Annotated in this window: 18 protein-coding genes; 2 read left to right on the forward strand and 16 right to left on the reverse strand. The window is 45.6% G+C overall.

Annotated elements, in window-relative coordinates; translation table 11 throughout:
* Positions 1-3: 3 nt before the first annotated feature.
* Entirely contained in the window at positions 4-600 is a 597-nt protein-coding gene (locus ACRRSW_RS18455; protein WP_432451773.1) for a gamma-glutamylcyclotransferase family protein, read from the reverse strand.
* Positions 601-917: 317 nt separating this feature from the next.
* On the opposite strand from ACRRSW_RS18455, the gene ACRRSW_RS18460 reads away from it, so the two are divergent.
* The gene (locus tag ACRRSW_RS18460; protein ID WP_432451772.1) at positions 918-1373 is read left to right on the forward strand and encodes a methylglyoxal synthase; all 456 of its coding nucleotides are present in this window, start codon (positions 918-920) and stop codon (positions 1371-1373) included.
* 7 nt (positions 1374-1380) lie between these two features.
* Here ACRRSW_RS18460 and ACRRSW_RS18465 read toward each other — a convergent pair whose 3' ends face one another.
* Complete coding sequence (locus ACRRSW_RS18465) at positions 1381-2019, reverse strand: super-infection exclusion protein B (protein WP_432451771.1); 639 nt, start codon at positions 2017-2019, stop codon at positions 1381-1383.
* A gap of 116 nt (positions 2020-2135) precedes the next feature.
* Positions 2136-3128, reverse strand: coding sequence for a tRNA dihydrouridine(20/20a) synthase DusA (gene dusA, locus ACRRSW_RS18470; protein WP_432460105.1), 993 nt, complete (start codon positions 3126-3128; stop codon positions 2136-2138).
* A gap of 411 nt (positions 3129-3539) precedes the next feature.
* Here dusA and ACRRSW_RS18475 point away from each other — a divergent pair, with 411 nt between their 5' ends.
* Positions 3540-4007: a chemotaxis protein CheX gene (locus ACRRSW_RS18475; protein ID WP_432456089.1), complete on the forward strand. Its 468-nt coding sequence runs from the start codon at positions 3540-3542 to the stop codon at positions 4005-4007.
* 70 nt (positions 4008-4077) lie between these two features.
* On the opposite strand, the gene ACRRSW_RS18480 is transcribed toward ACRRSW_RS18475, so the two are convergent.
* From ACRRSW_RS18480 to rnr, 13 genes are all read right to left on the reverse strand, one after another.
* Positions 4078-4683: a peroxiredoxin C gene (locus ACRRSW_RS18480; RefSeq protein WP_432456088.1), complete on the reverse strand. Its 606-nt coding sequence runs from the start codon at positions 4681-4683 to the stop codon at positions 4078-4080.
* Positions 4684-4852: 169 nt separating this feature from the next.
* A complete protein-coding gene (alr, locus tag ACRRSW_RS18485; protein ID WP_432460106.1) occupies positions 4853-5932 on the reverse strand; it encodes an alanine racemase in 1080 nt (359 codons plus the stop codon).
* Positions 5933-5938: 6 nt separating this feature from the next.
* Positions 5939-7357, reverse strand: a complete 1419-nt coding sequence (gene dnaB / locus ACRRSW_RS18490) for a replicative DNA helicase (protein ID WP_432460107.1) — start codon at positions 7355-7357, stop codon at positions 5939-5941.
* 132 nt (positions 7358-7489) lie between these two features.
* A complete protein-coding gene (locus ACRRSW_RS18495; RefSeq protein ID WP_432460108.1) occupies positions 7490-7783 on the reverse strand; it encodes a c-type cytochrome in 294 nt (97 codons plus the stop codon).
* 134 nt (positions 7784-7917) lie between these two features.
* Entirely contained in the window at positions 7918-8535 is a 618-nt protein-coding gene (locus ACRRSW_RS18500) for an ATP-binding cassette domain-containing protein (RefSeq protein ID WP_432460109.1), read from the reverse strand.
* Positions 8535-10223, reverse strand: a complete 1689-nt coding sequence (locus ACRRSW_RS18505) for an ABC transporter permease (RefSeq protein ID WP_432460110.1) — start codon at positions 10221-10223, stop codon at positions 8535-8537. The genes ACRRSW_RS18500 and ACRRSW_RS18505 overlap by 1 nt, the downstream gene beginning before the upstream one ends.
* Positions 10220-11395 carry an ABC transporter substrate-binding protein gene (locus ACRRSW_RS18510; RefSeq protein ID WP_432461081.1) on the reverse strand — a complete coding sequence of 392 codons (1176 nt, stop codon included), beginning with the start codon at positions 11393-11395 and terminating at the stop codon, positions 10220-10222. The genes ACRRSW_RS18505 and ACRRSW_RS18510 overlap by 4 nt, the downstream gene beginning before the upstream one ends.
* Before the next feature lie 258 nt (positions 11396-11653).
* Positions 11654-12106 (reverse strand): 50S ribosomal protein L9, encoded by a 453-nt coding sequence (gene rplI, locus ACRRSW_RS18515; RefSeq protein WP_432460112.1) that lies wholly within the window; start codon positions 12104-12106, stop codon positions 11654-11656.
* Positions 12107-12153: 47 nt separating this feature from the next.
* Positions 12154-12381 carry a 30S ribosomal protein S18 gene (gene rpsR, locus ACRRSW_RS18520; protein WP_137673721.1) on the reverse strand — a complete coding sequence of 76 codons (228 nt, stop codon included), beginning with the start codon at positions 12379-12381 and terminating at the stop codon, positions 12154-12156.
* Positions 12382-12385: 4 nt separating this feature from the next.
* On the reverse strand, positions 12386-12700 hold the full coding sequence (gene priB, locus ACRRSW_RS18525; RefSeq protein WP_432456081.1) for a primosomal replication protein N: 315 nt from the start codon (positions 12698-12700) through the stop codon (positions 12386-12388).
* 5 nt (positions 12701-12705) lie between these two features.
* Positions 12706-13137 carry a 30S ribosomal protein S6 gene (gene rpsF, locus ACRRSW_RS18530; protein WP_432460113.1) on the reverse strand — a complete coding sequence of 144 codons (432 nt, stop codon included), beginning with the start codon at positions 13135-13137 and terminating at the stop codon, positions 12706-12708.
* A gap of 195 nt (positions 13138-13332) precedes the next feature.
* Complete coding sequence (gene rlmB / locus ACRRSW_RS18535) at positions 13333-14070, reverse strand: 23S rRNA (guanosine(2251)-2'-O)-methyltransferase RlmB (RefSeq protein WP_432461082.1); 738 nt, start codon at positions 14068-14070, stop codon at positions 13333-13335.
* The gene (rnr, locus tag ACRRSW_RS18540) at positions 14064-16592 is read right to left on the reverse strand and encodes a ribonuclease R (RefSeq protein ID WP_432460114.1); all 2529 of its coding nucleotides are present in this window, start codon (positions 16590-16592) and stop codon (positions 14064-14066) included. Before rnr ends, rlmB begins: the two co-directional genes overlap by 7 nt.
* Positions 16593-16648 lie beyond the last annotated feature (56 nt).

Consider the following 16648-nt stretch of genomic DNA (forward strand, 5'->3'; position numbering starts at 1 on the left):
TTTTTATGAGTTCTGATCCAAAGGATGAAACCCACTTAAGTGCTCCATGTCCAGCAAAATAGAATCAATTTGTTCCAAGGCTAAAGCATCGATATTCATGGCTCGAGGATAAATAGGTTGATGCCGGTCATCCAACCAATGACTCACCCAGTAATTTGTAGAGAGCAAAAATTCCCGAGCATATTGCTCACTGACTTCCAAGCAACCACGTAAACAAACATCGAGATAAGATTGTAAAATAGGGCTATTCGCTTGAGGGTGCCAATATTCATGAGCCACATAAGTATAAATTTTCACAGCAGCCTGCGGTAAGGGATGTAATAGCTCCAACTGCTGTAAGTTTAAGCAAACTCGCTCATAATCTCGTTCTCGCTCATCTAATTCGGGCAAAAACTTTTCATCAAATGGGATCAATACCCCATTCACCGTTGCTTGCGGCTCAGGACTAATCACCACTGCAGAACGATCATTACCGCCTTTCAAACCGCTCCAATAGCGCTGATAACCATGTAAACGGGCGGCATAAGCCTGTTCCCCTGGAAAAGTTCGTTGCCGACAATCGGCGTCAATTAAACTACCGTAGCCAAATATGTAAATCATTGCACCTTCCTCAGTAAAGCCACTCAATAAATACATTAATCAACGGCGGCACAGCAACCCAGCTAAAGACCTTCATTCTAAGCCCTTGTAACAAATAAACAATGACCAATGAAATAATGACAGCACAGCTTTATCTTATCGGCCATCCGACTAAATCTGGGCCTTGTGTAATATTCACGATCTAATCAATAAACCTTACAAGGTTTGTCGCTTCACATCCTAGCGACGAACTTATTTCTGCCGCTAGCTAATAATCAGCACAAACAGTACCATAGCTCGCATAATCGCAATTTATTTATTGGTAGTTAAGAGGGAATATGGACACAACAACCCGCACCATGCAAGTCAGTAAACGGATAGCCTTAGTGGCACACGACCACAAAAAAGGCGCCTTAATGAATTGGGCCAAAATTCATCAGGACGAACTGAAAAAACACCAATTATTTGGCACTGGCACCACCGGGACTCTTCTTTGTCAACAAGGCTTTGAAGTCACCGCTTTACTCAGTGGCCCAATGGGTGGCGACCAACAATTAGGAGCGATGATCGCAGAAGGAAAGATCGACCTAATGATCTTTTTTTGGGACCCTCTCGACGCAGTGCCTCATGATCCTGATGTGAAAGCCCTACTTCGCCTAGCTGCCGTTTGGAACATCCCCATGGCAACCAATCAGGCAACGGCTGACTTCATTCTCTCCAGCCGTCATTTTAACCAAGAGTTTACTGTTGATGTTCCCGATTATGCTGGCTATCTAAAAGATCGGACTAAATAAGCCAAAGTTAAGCAGCCGTTCTGCCATCGCTATTGTCAGCACGGATCCGAAATAGCTTACCCGAGTGAGTTCGATTGGCCTTATAATCAGCTTGCAAAAAACGAGGACGGATAGCCTTTAAATGCTCTATTTGTTCCTCGTTGAGTTTTCCCACCGGTAAACCCAAAGCCTTGTAACTAAGCATCGGGCGGGCAGCAAGATTGATCATCATATCAACGTTTGTCCGTTGCTCTTGAATGTGTTGCAGCTCCATCGCTTTCAACACTCCATTTTCGAGTAAGTTTTTCACCGCAGGCTCCGCCAAAGGCAGATGAAGGACACTCCGTCGGGTAATCACAAACTCACGTAACACCGCTCGCTCTGAATGGTCTAAACAAGCAATCATCGCAGCTAAACGGGTGTGTTCGCGGCGCTCATTTAAATGTCGCCCCACAGCCGTCGCGATTAATAGTAAGCTACGGCTGATAAAATAAGCCAACCCCACCACACAACTTATAGTAAATACCAAACTTAGCTGAGCATTAAAACCCATTTCGGGTAACCAATAACTCGGGATCAACAATAATAAAGCGCTTGTCACCACTAGCCACGCCATTAAAATGTCTAATATGCCCCAACGCGCAATTAAACGACTGAGAAATTCCATTGTTGCACTCTCCTGCCAAAAACCTGACTCTTCGAGGATAGTGATAGCAAGGCTTATGCCAAACAATGATCAAGCGCTGAGAGATTTCGAGCCAAAGGGGCGGTAAAGCAACAAACTTAAGTCGCGAGCGACTCAGGAACCCTTGCTAATGCAGCTTGCATGACTTCAATGCCTGCGCCTGCTTTATGGGCATTCTCACTCAGGTGGCGTCGCCAGGATCGCGCGCCGACACAACCTTGAAACAAACCCAGCATATGCCGAGAAATATGCTGTAAACGACCGCCGTTAGAAAGATGCTGTTCAATATACGGATACATTAACTGAACCACTTGATGACGCGAAGGCTGTTGCCGCTGATCGCCAAAAATCCGTTGATCCACAACCGCCAATAAATAGGGATTCTGATAGACCTCTCGACCGAGCATCACCCCATCGAGTTGTTCGAGATGTTGCTCAGCTTGCTCTAAACTATTAATGCCGCCATTCACACTTATCGTTAACTGCGGATAATCTCGTTTCACTTGATAGGCCCGGGTATAATCCAAGGGAGGCACATCTCGGTTTTGCTTAGGGCTTAAACCCGACAGCCAAGCCTTACGAGCATGAATAATAAAAGTACTACAACCTGCTGCTGCGACAGGTTCAATAAAATCGGTTAAAAATGAATAGCTATCTTGCTCATCAATACCGATCCGAGTCTTAACTGTCACTGGTATCCTAATGTGTTGTTGCATGGCATTCACACACTCTGCAACCAAGCTGGGTTCAGCCATTAAACAGGCGCCAAAACGGCCATTTTGCACCCGATCCGAAGGACAGCCAACATTCAAATTGACTTCATCGTAGCCCAACTGCTCCGCTTGTTTAGCACACTCCAGCAGATCTCGAGGATTAGAGCCGCCTAATTGCAATGCAAGCGGATGCTCCTGCTCAGAAAAACCTAAATAGTCACCTTTCCCATGTAAAATCGCGCCCGTGGTCACCATTTCGGTATACAACAAGCTATGCTGACTCATCAAACGATAAAAATAACGACAATGCCTATCAGTCCAATCGAGCATCGGGGCAACAGAAAAGCGATGTGCGGGGTATAAGTAAACTTGGGTCATGGGCTCAACATATTAAAAAATAATTAAAACAACGACACTAAGTTATTCCCTAGCATCTAAAAGTAGGCGGTCAGGTTTGGAGCCCCCTACTGACAACAAGCGGACGATTATACCCCCCTCTGAACTAACTTGGTAATGTTTGACTCTGTTACGCATCGTTTCACTGATCATAAACATCTCTCAAACAAACTTTTTCTCACCCTATAGCCAACTTAATTCGCTTGATTTTTCACTAAAAATAGCTAGTTTTCATCTATAATGGTGAGAAGACTCGTAAAGTTTTGAGTTAAAGTTGCAGCGCTTCTGATCTCATGCGATTCTTATTAAAACTACTCAAATATTGATTCGTGGCTTAGCGATGCTCTTTATCAGCAAACTAAGACCACCAGTAACAGGAGCGCATTAGCCCTTATGGACGTAAATTTTGTAAATCCTTTTCTCAGTTCTCTTCTTAATGTCCTAGAAACGATGGCTCAGTTGGAGCTAAAACCCGGAAAACCCGGGTTGAAGAAGGATGAGATTGCACGTGGTGATGTCTCGGGACTCATCGGCATGGTAGGCCAACAAACCAAAGGTTCGTTATCGATTAGTTTCGAGAAAGATCTTGCGATTGAGATCATGCGCCGCATGTTAGGCGAAGCTCCGGATTCTATCAACGAAGAAGTGACCGATATGGTTGGCGAAATTACCAATATGGTCACCGGTGGCGCGAAACGCTTGTTAGCCGATAAAGGTTACGATTTTAATATGGCGACCCCTGTCGTTGTATCCGGTCCCTCCCATACCATTACCCATAAAACTGAAGGCCCTAAAGTACTAATCCCATTCACTTCTGTTTATGGCTCAGCCACCATCGAGATATGCTTTGAAAACACTTAGTAAACCAGCCTAAGCGAATAAAAAAAGCCCACTAAAGAGTGGGCTTTTTGTTCTCGAATAAATTTTAGATTTACAAACCTTCGGCGTTCGCTGACAAATACTTAGCAACACCCTCTGGGCTCGCATCCATTGCCTCTTTACCCTGTTCCCATTGTGCAGGACAAACTTCACCATGCTCTTCATGGAAGTTTAGTGCATCAACCATACGTAGCATTTCATCGATATTACGGCCAAGCGGTAAATCATTCACTACTTGGTGACGAACTACACCCGCGGTATCAATTAAGAAAGAACCACGGAAAGCGACACCCGCTTCAGGATGTTCCACGTCATAGGCTTTACAGATCTCGTGTTTCACATCGGCAATCAATGGATATTGAACCGCACCAATACCACCATCTTCGATTGCAGTGTTACGCCAAGCGTTATGAGAAAATTGAGAATCGATAGAAACACCGATCACTTCAACACCTTTTGCTTGGAAGTCTTTAAAACGATGATCGAAAGCAATAAGTTCAGAAGGACAAACAAAAGTAAAATCTAGTGGGTAGAAGAATACAACTGCAGCTTTGCCTTTGATATGCTCACTTAAAGTAAAGCTATCAACGATCTCACCATTACCTAACACGGCAGCAGCAGTAAAATCTGGAGCAGGACGACCAACTAAAACACTCATTTCATTATTCCTTGTTAAATACGTTACTAATATTCGCTACAAATAATGCACTAATTTACTAAAATAAACGAATTTATCTAATAAATTAATTCGATTGGACTATTTTTTTAAATAAAAGCTCAATAGAGCAGCATTCAACTAATAGTCTAAAAAACATGACTTGTAAATACTATCTAACATAACTGAGTTGAACTCGAGAGCTCAGTTTGGTCACTAATTCATATGCACTGGAACCCACGGCTGCCGCAACAGTTTCTACCGGTAGTTCCGCTCCCCATAACACCACTTTATCACCGACTTGATCGCAGGCTTCAGGCCCCAAATCAACACATAACATGTCCATCGATACCCGACCAACCACAGGAACCACACGACCATTTACCCACACAGGCGTGCCATTTGGCGCACAACGTGGATAACCATCCCCATAGCCCATAGCCACAACCCCCAACTGAGTGTTCTGCTCGGCATACCAATTCGCACCATAACCAACACTTTCACCTTTCGGCTGTTCACGTACAGCGATCAATTGAGATTGCAAGGTCATTACAGCTTGTAAGTTAAAATCAGCCCCCTGGGTATCAACTTGTGGTGAAATACCATACAGCGCAATGCCAGGACGGTTCCAGTCAGCATGGGTTTGTGGCCATAACAAAATTCCCGCCGAATGAGCGATAGAACGTTCACAATCTAACCCTGAAGACAATTCGCTAAAACTATGAATTTGTCTGCGAGTTAAAGGATGCTCTAAGTCATCAGCACAGGCTAAGTGGCTGATTAATTTATAATCGGGCAAAATATTCGGGCAGGCTAGGATCCGCGGCAACAGTTGCTTAAACTGTTGAGGCAAAAAACCTAAACGATGCATTCCGGTGTCCAATTTTAACCAACAATCGAGTGCTTGCGGCAAGCTAATCTGCTCGAGTACAGCCAGTTGTTGTTCACTATGAATAACACAAGAAATATTCTGTTCAGCAAACTCTTGCGCTTGTTTTTCGTCGAAAAAACCCTCTAGGGCTAAAATTTTAGACTCGATCCCCGCAGCACGTAAAGTCAAAGCTTCTTCTGCTCGAGCCACAGCAAAGCCATCAGTCAAATCGCGTAAAGCTTGAGCGATCTCGAGCATGCCATGACCATAAGCATTCGCTTTAATCACCGCTAAAATTTTACTGTGTGGCGCGCGCTGCTTTAAGACCGAAAAGTTATGTTGTAGCGCTGAGAGCGACACGAAGGCCTTTACTATATTCATAACAGCCTATTCATCATCAAAAAATTCCCCAGCCCAATTATCAAAGCGCGAAAAATGTCCCTGGAAAGTAAGAGGAACTCGGCCAATTGGGCCATTCCGTTGTTTACCGATAATAATTTCGGCCATGCCTTTATTTGCCGAGTCTTCGTGGTAGACCTCATCACGATAGATAAACATAATTAAGTCCGCATCCTGCTCGATAGAACCCGATTCACGTAGGTCGGAGTTGATCGGACGCTTATCGGCACGCTGCTCCAAACCACGGTTGAGCTGCGATAAGGCCACCACTGGCACATTCAGTTCTTTAGCGAGAGACTTGAGTGAGCGAGAAATCTCTGCAATTTCCAGAGTCCTATTTTCACTTAAGCCAGGCACCTGCATCAATTGTAGGTAATCGATCATGATCATGCTCAAACCACCAGACTCCCGGGCAACCCGACGAGCGCGAGAACGGACTTCAGTCGGGGTTAAACCCGATGAGTCATCCACATACATTTTCGACTTTTCGGCCATTAAGCCCATTGTCGAAGACAAGCGAGCCCAATCATCATCGTCTAAACTACCGGTTCTGATTTTAGTTTGATCGATCCGGCCCAATGAGGCCAACATCCGCATCATAATTTGTTCTGAGGGCATCTCTAAGCTAAAAATCAACACAGGCTTATCTTGGGTCATCGCGGCATATTCACACAAGTTCATCGCGAAAGTAGTTTTACCCATGGACGGACGGGCGGCCACAATAATCAAATCAGAGCCTTGTAAGCCACTGGTTTTTTTATCCAAATCGGCAAAACCAGTAGAGACCCCTGTCACCCCATCATTGGGCGCTTTGTATAACTCTTCAATTCTATCGATAGTATCTGCAAGCAAACTTTTAACTTCAACGGGACCTTCATTGGCATTGGCGCGCGATTCAGCAATTTTGAATACTTTACTTTCTGCAAAATCTAATAAGTCACTACTCTTACGGCCCTGTGGTTCGTAGCAACTATCGGCAATTTCGTTGGCAACCGCAATCAACTCGCGGGTCACCGCCCGTTCTCGTACAATTTCAGCATAGGCGCGAATGTTAGCCGCACTAGGCGTATTCTTGGCAATTTCACCTAAATAGGCAAATCCACCAATATCCTCTAAATGCTCTTGACGTTCCAGCTCTTCAGAAACGGTCACTAAATCGATGGGCTGGCCAGCTTCGGCCAAACGAGTCATCGCGGCAAAAATATGCTGATGGGCGCGTTGATAAAAGTCCTGCTCAACCACCTGCTCGGCCACATTATCCCAAGCATTATTGTCTAGCATTAACCCCCCCAACACCGCCTGCTCTGCTTCAATCGAATGGGGAGGGGCTTTTAGTTGGTCAAGTTGTGCATCTTTCGGCTTTTTATCTGTATTCTTAAATCTACGAGAGAGCTCGCTGGCTGCCATAATCTATCAATGTGGTTGTTTATTACAGCCGACTATTATGCGCCAATATCAGCATCACACCAAGTAACATTTATCGGAAGTGAAGAAACAACAAAGCCAGCGTAAGGCTGGCTTTGAGACGCAAGGGGGGACTTACATTTTTGAAAAATAGGCTGCTAATTCAGCGATCTCTGCATCATTTAGCAAAGCTGCTTGGGCTTGCATAATCGCAGCTTGCCCTCCATTACGCTGTTTCGCCTTATAGGCGTTTACCGAAGAGATCAGATACTGCTCGTTTTGCCCCGCCAAATTAGGATACCCCGGAATAACAGCTTTACCATCCGCGCCATGACAAGCCGCACAAATCATGGCCTTAGCTGGGGCGGCATTGGCTGTTGATACGACAAATGAGAGTATCAGCGCCATTGAAAATATCAATTTATTCATTATGTTCCTCATTATTGTTATTGATGAAACCAGGACATGCCAGACACTCTCCACAAGCTTAACCCCAGCTAAATTGAGCTTAGCAAATAATCTGAAATAGCAACAGCTTAAGCCTAACAAGCCGTGAACCAAGCTCAAAAAATTTGGAGTGCCGACGCTTGCAAGCAATCTTCTACATCATGAGTCACCACAATCGCGGGAATATTTAGCGCTTCTATTTTATCTTTCACAAACTGACGAAACTGCTGGCGAAGTGGCGTATCTAATTTACTAAAGGGCTCATCAAGTAATAATAGTTGCGGCTGTGCCAGTAAACTTCTTAACACGCTGATCCGTGCGCGTTGCCCTCCAGAGAGACTTGCAACATCTCGCTGCTGATAACCCGCCATGCCAGCATCAGCCAGCGCCTGCGCAATGATAGATGACGCCGAAGCTTGCTCCCGTTGAGCTAAAGCAAATTGCAGATTCTGCGCCACATTAAAATGCGGAAACAGGAGGTCATCTTGAAATAGCATTCCAACTCGGCGCTGTGCTTGCGGGAGCTTACTAATCTCCCGATTGGCCAACTGAATAGTTCCACTACAAGTAAAATTACCATCCAGCGTGCCTGCTATAGCCGCCAACAAGCTCGATTTACCACAGCCGCTAGGGCCCATGAGGGTGACAATTTCTCCCCGCTCCACCCTTAAGTGAAAACCACTTAACAGCACCTGTTTCGCCAAATACAAATTAAAATCATCGATTAACAACATCAGTTCTGCATTCCTCGATAGTGACGATAACGCCATTTAGGCCAAGAAATCACCGCAACATAAACTAATAAAGGTAATAAGCTCTGCCAAATGACCATCACTGCCGTCACCCTCCGGTCGCCTCCAGAAGCCAGCGCTACCGCTTCGGTCGTGAGAGTTGGCACCCGTCCTCCTCCAACAAATAAGGTGGGTAGATACTGCGCGATGCTCACTGCAAAACCAATGGCAAAGGCAAGGCCTAAAGGCTTACTCAGCATCGCCAATTTAACCCGCCAAAAACTACGCCAATAACTATGCGACAAGCTCACTGCTGCTTGCATAAAGCGAATATCAAAGCGACGATAATTATCAGCCAAAGTTAAATAAACGTAAGGTAAAACAAATAGTAAATGCGCCCATACTACCGCAAGCATCGTGCCGTCTAAACGGTATTTGAACAACTGCACCTGAACCCCAAATAAGAATACCACTTGCGGTAATAGCAGTGGCAAATACATGAGCACCGACCACCACTTAGAATACTTGAGCTGTCGCATTTGATATTCTAAGCAACCCACCACTAACAACAAACTGATGCTAGCCGAACTCAACGCGATGATCAGACTATTCAGCAACGGCTGAGATAAATAGCTCCCCGCTTGCAGCCAGTAGTGTGCGCTCCATTGTGCAGGCAGGCTGTCAGGGAAGCGCCAGCGCCAAGTAAAGGACCAAATACTTAACAACAGCAAGCAACTCAGTAATAGCAGCACCAGAAATAGCAATAAGGCCCGAGCAGGTTTCACATTCGAAGCCGCTCTGCGGCGTCCTTGCATGCTCAAGCGCAAATTACACCGGAGATATAATTTCTCCAATACTAACGCTAAGGCCAAACTTAAAATAACCAAGCCGAGTAACAATAAGGCTCCGGAGGTTCCCATCAATCGCCGTTCAATATCGCTATCGCTAAGCCATTGCCATATCTGCATCGCAAAAGTAGTCGGTCTACTCGGTCCAATGATTTGTGCTACATCAACCACGGTTAAAGAAAATGCGAGCACCGTAAAAAACGCTAACCTCAAGCGAGGCAGCAGTTGGGGGATTAATATGCTTCGCCATAGCTGAGCGGTCGAATAACCATAACTTTGGCCTAAGGCGAGACTACGTTGCACCGCAATTTGCGAGCAACTCGCCATTAACACAAACAGTAAAAAAGGTAACTCTTTCGCCCACAGAGCCAAAATTAAGCTGATTCCCCAGCTATCTTGAGTGCTTTGCCACATCGGTGGATAAGCAAAGCCAGTCAACCAAGGGGAAACAAGGCGCATCAACCAACCGCTGGGTGCCAATAAGAATAATAGCGCAATGGCTAAAGCCGCATGAGGAATGGCTAAAAATGGCGCTAGACTGCGCTCCAAAAAACGCCACCAAGAACTCCCATAACAGTGCATCGCCAACCATAATGCGGTAAACAGCGACAACAGACTTGCCACCCAACCTGTCAGTAACGACAAACCAATCGAAGCCCATAGAGAAGGCTGAGAAAATAGTGCCTGCCACTGAGAAAGATTCGCTTGGTTTTTTCCAGCAATCGGAAAATAATCGAAAGCTGGCAACACCGTCTCGATAAAACCAAATAACAAGGGCACTAACAATAGTCCCCCCGTCAATATAGGAAATATCGCGCTAAACTTACCCCATCCACTTCTCATCTAGAATAACGACGTAACCACTCTGCTTCTAATAACGCAACCCAGCTTGCATGCGGCTCTGCAAGTACTTTAGCTCGATCGGCAGAACTTAAACTGGCCGGGCTTGATTGAGCCTTGGCAAACAACGCGCGCTGCGGCTTGGTCAATTTATTCAAAGACAATACGCTAGGATCTCCCCAATAAGCCAAATCGGCTTTACGCGCTTGCGCCTCTGGTGACAATAAGAAATTCGCCACCACCATCGCCGCAGCGGACGCATCACTATTGAAAGGAATCGCCAAAAAGTGAGTATTTCCCAAAGTTCCATTTTTATGAACATAACTTTCTACTGTATTCGGCAGCAATCCTTGTTTAACTGCTGCGGCAGCATCATTAGGATTAAAACTAAAAGCAATGGTTAATTCACCATCATTCAATAATTGTTGCATTTGACCACTACCGCTCGGAAAGCTCTGCCCCCCCCGCCACAATAAAGGGTGTAATTGGTCTAAATAGGCCCAAAGCGGGGCGGTGAGCGCACTAAATGTTTGCTTATCAACCGGATGATAAAGCCGCTGAGGATCCTCAATTGTTTCTAACAGTATTTGCTTAATGAAGGTCGTCCCATAAAAGCTAGGTGGTGCGGGATAACTGAATAAACCAGGATGCACCTGTAAATAGCTTAATAAAGTTGGTGCAGAATCGGGTGCCTGATTAAGCCGCTCAGCGTCGTAGTAAAAGGTAAGTTGGGCACCGCCCCATGGGGACTCATAACCCTCAACTGGTAGGGTAAAATCAAATTTAAGTGCTGGACTACTTTGATCGGTTAACGCCAGATTGGGTAAGCGTTGACTAAAAGGCCCATACAACAGTTGCGCCTGTTTTAAGCTGCGAAAGTTCTCACCATTCACCCAGACTAAATCAACACTGCCACCATCAACTCGGCCACTGCTTTTTTCAGCTAAAATTCGACTTACCACATTGGCGGTGTCGTTAACTTTCACATGCACCAAGTTAATCTGATAACGCTGTTTCACTTGCTCACCAGCCCAGCGAATATAAGCATTAATGTTATCGGCCCCCGCCCAGGCATTGAAGTAAACGGTTTGTCCTTTGGCCTGCTGCTCAATGTCCGACCAACTCGAATTGGCAAAACTCACTGAACTTATAAAAATGGCTACCACCAGCATCATTAACCGCACGTTCACGCTCCCTGTTATTGTGTTAAATAGCGCGATAATCACATCGCTTTATCTAGACTTCAGCCCTGAGCTGCAGCACGATGGACTCAGCCAAATCATCGCTAAGCAGTTCACAAGCAACTCGAGTTAAACTCACTAATTAAGATAACCGGAGTAATCCCTACAATCTTTCAAAACTTAATAAAATCATAGTCTAAAAACACAAAAACCGCGCCGAGGCGCGGTTTTTAATAGTCGTGGCTGAGAATTTTATTCTGCAGCGACAACTTGTAAAGCAATCGTTGCACTGACTTCACCGTGAACTTGAACAACAATGTCAAATTCACCTGTGTTGCGCAATACACCGTTAGATAAACGTACTTCTGATTTCGTTACTTCAACCCCAGCCGCAGTAATTGCGTCAGCGATATCACGAGTCCCGATAGAACCAAATAGTTTACCTTCTTCACCCGATTTTGCAGAGATAACGATTGCTTCTAGAGCATTTAGTTTCTCAGCGCGAGCTTCAGCTACTTTTAGAGTTTCAGCTAATTTAGCTTCTAATTCAGCACGACGAGTTTCAAAAACTTCGACGTTTGATTTAGTTGCTGGTACAGCTTTACCTTGAGGGATCAAGAAGTTACGTGCGTAACCTGCTTTCACATTAACTTGGTCGCCCAAACCGCCTAAATTAGCGATTTTGTCTAATAAAATAATTTCCATTACCTTTCCTCGAATAATCTCGGTTGAGTTAGGCTAATGCCAAAGATTTACTTATGTAAATCAGTGTATGGCAATAGAGCCAGGTAACGAGCACGCTTAATAGCACGTGCAAGTTGACGTTGGTATTTAGCGCTTGTACCAGTAATACGACTCGGTACAATTTTACCACTTTCAGTGATGTAGTTTTTCAATGTTGTAGTATCTTTATAATCAATCTCTACAACACCTTCCGCTGAAAAGCGGCAGAATTTACGACGACGGAAAAAACGTGCCATAACATTATCCTCGTGATAACAAATCAATTTCAGAAGCATGAAGTACCAATCGATAACTACCGTTGGCCGCTTTGTGGCTATTTAAAAAGCCACTTACTTTTACCTCACACCCCATACTTATATGCGATGAATCTTGCTTCAAAATATCGCCACTTGCGACTACTGCTATTTGGCAATAGGCCTGACGAGAAAATCCAGCTTCTTGCTGCTGCGAACGATGCTCTAACCAAAATTGGCAATGAGCAACACCGGCTGGACTGGTAGAGCGTTTTGGTGCGCGAATTACCCGCCCCTGCAAAACCAACCTATTTTCAGACATTCGTCTTATTCTTCGCTAGCTGACTCTTCGTTAGCTTCAACTACTGGAGCTTCTTCAGTTACTGTAGCTTCTTCACGACGAGCTGGACGCTCATCATCACGACGAGCTGGACGCTCATCTCTAGCTTTAGCAATTGCAGACATTTCTGTCACAGCAGCTTTAGTGCGCATGATCATGTTGCGGATAACAGCATCGTTGAAACGGAAAGCAGTTTCCAATTCATCAATAACTTCTGCGCTGGCTTCAATGTTCAAAAGAACATAGTGTGCTTTATGCAGCTTCTCGATTGGGTAAGCCAATTGACGACGGCCCCAATCTTCCAAGCGATGGATGTTTCCGCCGTTATCATTAATAACAGCAGAATAACGTTCGATCATACCTGGAACTTGTTCGCTCTGGTCTGGGTGGACCATGAATACGATTTCGTAATGACGCATGATTGCTCCCTACGGGTTATAGCCTCGTTCATGGTACAGTCAAACCGAAGAGGCAAGGAACTAAAAATAAAATGACTGTTTTAGGGGCGCTGATTCTATGTGAAGGCGAGAATTTAATCAAGCTAAATTAAAGCCACCGTAAGATTAACTATGCAGTGGCTTTTAATCAGCTTTTATAAAAGAGGGAATTCAGGCCTAACGGCGCTGGCGAACCGCTTCAAACAAACAAATACCTGCAGCAACCGATACATTCAAACTGGATACTGCGCCTAACATCGGCAGTTTCACGAGTTCATCACAGGTTTCCCGAGTTAAGCGGCGCATACCACTCCCTTCTGCGCCCATCACTATCGCCATTGGCCCTTGCAGTTTGGTATCGTAAATAAATTGCTCAGCTTCACCCGCCGTTCCCACAATCCACACCCCTAGCTGTTGTAACTCACGCAAGGTTCTAGCCAGATTAGTAACCACGACTAATGGCACGGTTTCGGCAGCACCACTGGCGACTTTACGTACCGTCGCATTTAACTGCACCGAGTTATCTTTCGGCACAATCACCCCCACAACTCCCGCGGCATCGGCGTTACGTAAACAAGCGCCTAAGTTATGCGGGTCCGTGACACCATCTAAGATTAAAAATAATGGTGCCGTCGATGATTCAACCAATGATTTAAGATCGTGCTCATTATATCCGCGACCGGCTTTCACTCGTGCCACAATACCTTGGTGCTGAGTGCTTTCGGCTTTATCGTCCAAAGCCTTACGTGGCATAAATTGCACCGACGCGCCCAAACGACGTAGCTCGTTCAGTAAAGGAAGTAAGCGTTCATCTTGGCGACCTTTTAAGGCAAAAACTTCAATAATGCGCTCGGGACTGCGTTCTAATAATGCTTGCACCGCGTGCAGGCCATAAATTACTTGTTGGCTCATAATCTGTTCTTCTGTTGTTTAGCGGCTGTGCGCTCTTGTTTTCCAGGGCGTTGCTTGCGTTTTTTCTTCGGCTTTTTACGCGGCTTCGCCTGAGACTCAGGACTTAGCTTGGCTTTTTTTGCTGCCGGATCCCGTTGCTGCCAAGGGCTAAAGCCACCTTTATTCTCCGCACTGCTATCTTGCGTACTGCTCGCGCTGGGCTGACGTCGTTTCCCTTTGTTTTTAAGGTCGCGATGCCGCGGCTTTTTACCTTTTCCTGCACGCTTACTCGTTTCGTCTTGCTCACCGGTTTTAACAAAGCGCTTACCACGCCCCCCATCTTTACCTGCACGTGTGGGGCGCTCAAATTCGTCGGCTAAACCATCTTTATTGACCAAGATAAATTCCATCTTGCGATCAGCCATATTCACCGAAGCAACCTTCACTATCAGCGAGTCACCAATACGGAAGCGCTTGCCCGTTTTTTCACCAACTAACAATTGGCGAGCTGCATCATAATGATAATAGTCACCACGTAAAGAGTTGATATGCACTAAACCGTCAATATGAAACTCGTCAAGCCGAGCAAAAAAGCCGAAACCAGTGACCGCAGCAATCGTTGCAGGCAATACTGTACCGACATGGTCAAGCATATATTCGCACTTTAAACTATCAGAGACTTCACGCGTCGCATCATCGGCACGGCGCTCGGTCATCGAACAGTTTTCTCCAAACTTGTCCATCTCATCGACTTGGTAACAATAGCCACCACTGCTCGTCCACTTATTTGTTAAAGTTTGACCAGCCGCTTCAGCAGCCTGTTTATCCACCAAATATTTAATCACTCGGTGTAATAATAAGTCAGGGTAACGACGAATTGGCGAGGTAAAGTGGGCATAAGACTTCAGAGCTAGACCAAAATGACCAATATTATCGGGCTGATATACCGCTTGCATCATCGAGCGTAATAACATGGTTTGGATCAGCTCGAGATCGGGCCGCTGTTGGATCTCGGCGACCAACTTGAAGTAGTCTTTAGGTTGAGGCTCTTCCCCACCCGCCAGTGATAGTCCTAATTCGTTAAGAAAACCTTTGAAATTGGTCAGTCGCTCTTTTCCAGGACGATCGTGCACTCGATACAAAATCGGCTGCTGATGTTTCTCGACAAATTTAGCCGCCGCCACATTTGCCTGAATCATACATTCTTCGATCATCTTGTGCGCATCGTTACGCGTCAGCGGCACAATTTGTTCAATTTTACGCTGTGCATTAAAAATGAAGCGGGTTTCTTGAGTTTCTAACTCGATACCGCCGCGCTCAGCTCGGTTGATTTTTAATGCGCTATATAAACGGTGTAGCTCTTGTAAATGAGGGACTTGCTGGACATAACGTGCACTTAAGGCTTCATCACCATCGAGAATAGCGGCCACCTTGTTATAGGTGAATCGAGCATGGGAGTGCATCAGCGCCTGATAAAACTTATAGCCCGATAAGCGCCCTGCCGCCGAAATAGTCATTTCTGCCACCATGCACAAACGATCCACCTGGGGATTTAACGAGCACAAGCCATTAGATAACTGCTCCGGCAGCATCGGGATCACCTGATCGGGGAAATAGACCGAATTCCCGCGATTGAGAGCTTCTTTATCTAAGGCTGCGTCGGGGCGAACATAATAGGATACATCGGCTATCGCCACCCATAAACGCCAGCCGCCAGATTTTTTCGCTTCACAATAAACAGCATCATCGAAATCGCGAGCATCCTCCCCATCGATGGTAACCAATGGTAACTTACGTAAATCAACCCGATTTTGTTTAGCCGCTTCATCAACTTCTTCTTCAAGCTTATTCACCGCCTTAATCACCGATTTAGGCCACTCGTGTGGTATATCGTGATTGCGCAGCGCTACCTGAACTTCCATCCCCGGCGCCATTTTGTCACCAAGAATATCAATGACTTTACCAACAGCAAGCTTCGGAGCCGAGGGACGACTCAACACTTCAATCACCACTACTTGGCCTTGACGCGCCCCGGCAGTATCATTTTTAGCAATTAAAATATCTTGATTAATCCGAGGATCTTCCGGTACCACGTAACGGTGGTTGCCTTCAACAAAATAGCGCCCCACCAGTTTAAGCTTACGCAGCTTAAGCAGCTTGATGACTTGTCCTTCGCGACGACCACGCTTATCAATACTGGATGGAGCGGCCAGCACAAAGTCATTATGAAAAACCTTACGCATTTCTTTGGCCGACAAAAATAGATCCGGCCCTTCTTGAGTCGTATTCAAAAAGCCAAAGCCGTCACGGTGACCAATCACCGTGCCAGTAACCAAGCCCAAACGCTCTGGCAAGGTATAAGCGCCGATCCGAGTAGTGACTAATAGGCCTTCTTCTAATAAGTGTGCCAAGGTCGCAGTGAATTGGGGTGCCTGTTCTGGCGTCACCAAAGCTTGTAACCACTCTATAGAAACGGGTGCCATTTCTTGTTCTAGCGCCGCTAATAAACTGACTTTGAGAGTGGCCGATACAGCCTGATTTTGCATTAACTAACCTGCTAAGTTGAGCAAATAAAGGGATATTCCTTATAGAATAGCCCTAT

The organism is Agarivorans sp. QJM3NY_25, assembly GCF_050870875.2.
GTDB lineage: Bacteria > Pseudomonadota > Gammaproteobacteria > Enterobacterales > Celerinatantimonadaceae > Agarivorans.

What these genes read in the sequence shown, in the direction of transcription:
- ACRRSW_RS18465 (WP_432451771.1), bottom strand. Translation starts at nt 2,019, where the DNA reads ATGGAATTTCTCAGTCGTTTAATTGCGCGTTGGGGCATATTAGACATT.
- ACRRSW_RS18500 (WP_432460109.1), bottom strand. Translation starts at nt 8,535, where the DNA reads ATGTTGTTAATCGATGATTTTAATTTGTATTTGGCGAAACAGGTGCTG.
- alr (WP_432460106.1), bottom strand. Translation starts at nt 5,932, where the DNA reads ATGAATATAGTAAAGGCCTTCGTGTCGCTCTCAGCGCTACAACATAAC.
- dusA (WP_432460105.1), bottom strand. Translation starts at nt 3,128, where the DNA reads ATGACCCAAGTTTACTTATACCCCGCACATCGCTTTTCTGTTGCCCCG.
- rpsR (WP_137673721.1), bottom strand. Translation starts at nt 12,381, where the DNA reads ATGGCACGTTTTTTCCGTCGTCGTAAATTCTGCCGCTTTTCAGCGGAA.
- rnr (WP_432460114.1), bottom strand. Translation starts at nt 16,592, where the DNA reads ATGCAAAATCAGGCTGTATCGGCCACTCTCAAAGTCAGTTTATTAGCG.
- ACRRSW_RS18510 (WP_432461081.1), bottom strand. Translation starts at nt 11,395, where the DNA reads ATGATGCTGGTGGTAGCCATTTTTATAAGTTCAGTGAGTTTTGCCAAT.
- ACRRSW_RS18480 (WP_432456088.1), bottom strand. Translation starts at nt 4,683, where the DNA reads ATGAGTGTTTTAGTTGGTCGTCCTGCTCCAGATTTTACTGCTGCTGCC.
- priB (WP_432456081.1), bottom strand. Translation starts at nt 12,700, where the DNA reads ATGTCTGAAAATAGGTTGGTTTTGCAGGGGCGGGTAATTCGCGCACCA.
- ACRRSW_RS18455 (WP_432451773.1), bottom strand. Translation starts at nt 600, where the DNA reads ATGATTTACATATTTGGCTACGGTAGTTTAATTGACGCCGATTGTCGG.
- ACRRSW_RS18475 (WP_432456089.1), top strand. Translation starts at nt 3,540, where the DNA reads ATGGACGTAAATTTTGTAAATCCTTTTCTCAGTTCTCTTCTTAATGTC.
- ACRRSW_RS18460 (WP_432451772.1), top strand. Translation starts at nt 918, where the DNA reads ATGGACACAACAACCCGCACCATGCAAGTCAGTAAACGGATAGCCTTA.
- dnaB (WP_432460107.1), bottom strand. Translation starts at nt 7,357, where the DNA reads ATGGCAGCCAGCGAGCTCTCTCGTAGATTTAAGAATACAGATAAAAAG.
- ACRRSW_RS18505 (WP_432460110.1), bottom strand. Translation starts at nt 10,223, where the DNA reads ATGAGAAGTGGATGGGGTAAGTTTAGCGCGATATTTCCTATATTGACG.
- rplI (WP_432460112.1), bottom strand. Translation starts at nt 12,106, where the DNA reads ATGGAAATTATTTTATTAGACAAAATCGCTAATTTAGGCGGTTTGGGC.
- ACRRSW_RS18495 (WP_432460108.1), bottom strand. Translation starts at nt 7,783, where the DNA reads ATGAATAAATTGATATTTTCAATGGCGCTGATACTCTCATTTGTCGTA.
- rpsF (WP_432460113.1), bottom strand. Translation starts at nt 13,137, where the DNA reads ATGCGTCATTACGAAATCGTATTCATGGTCCACCCAGACCAGAGCGAA.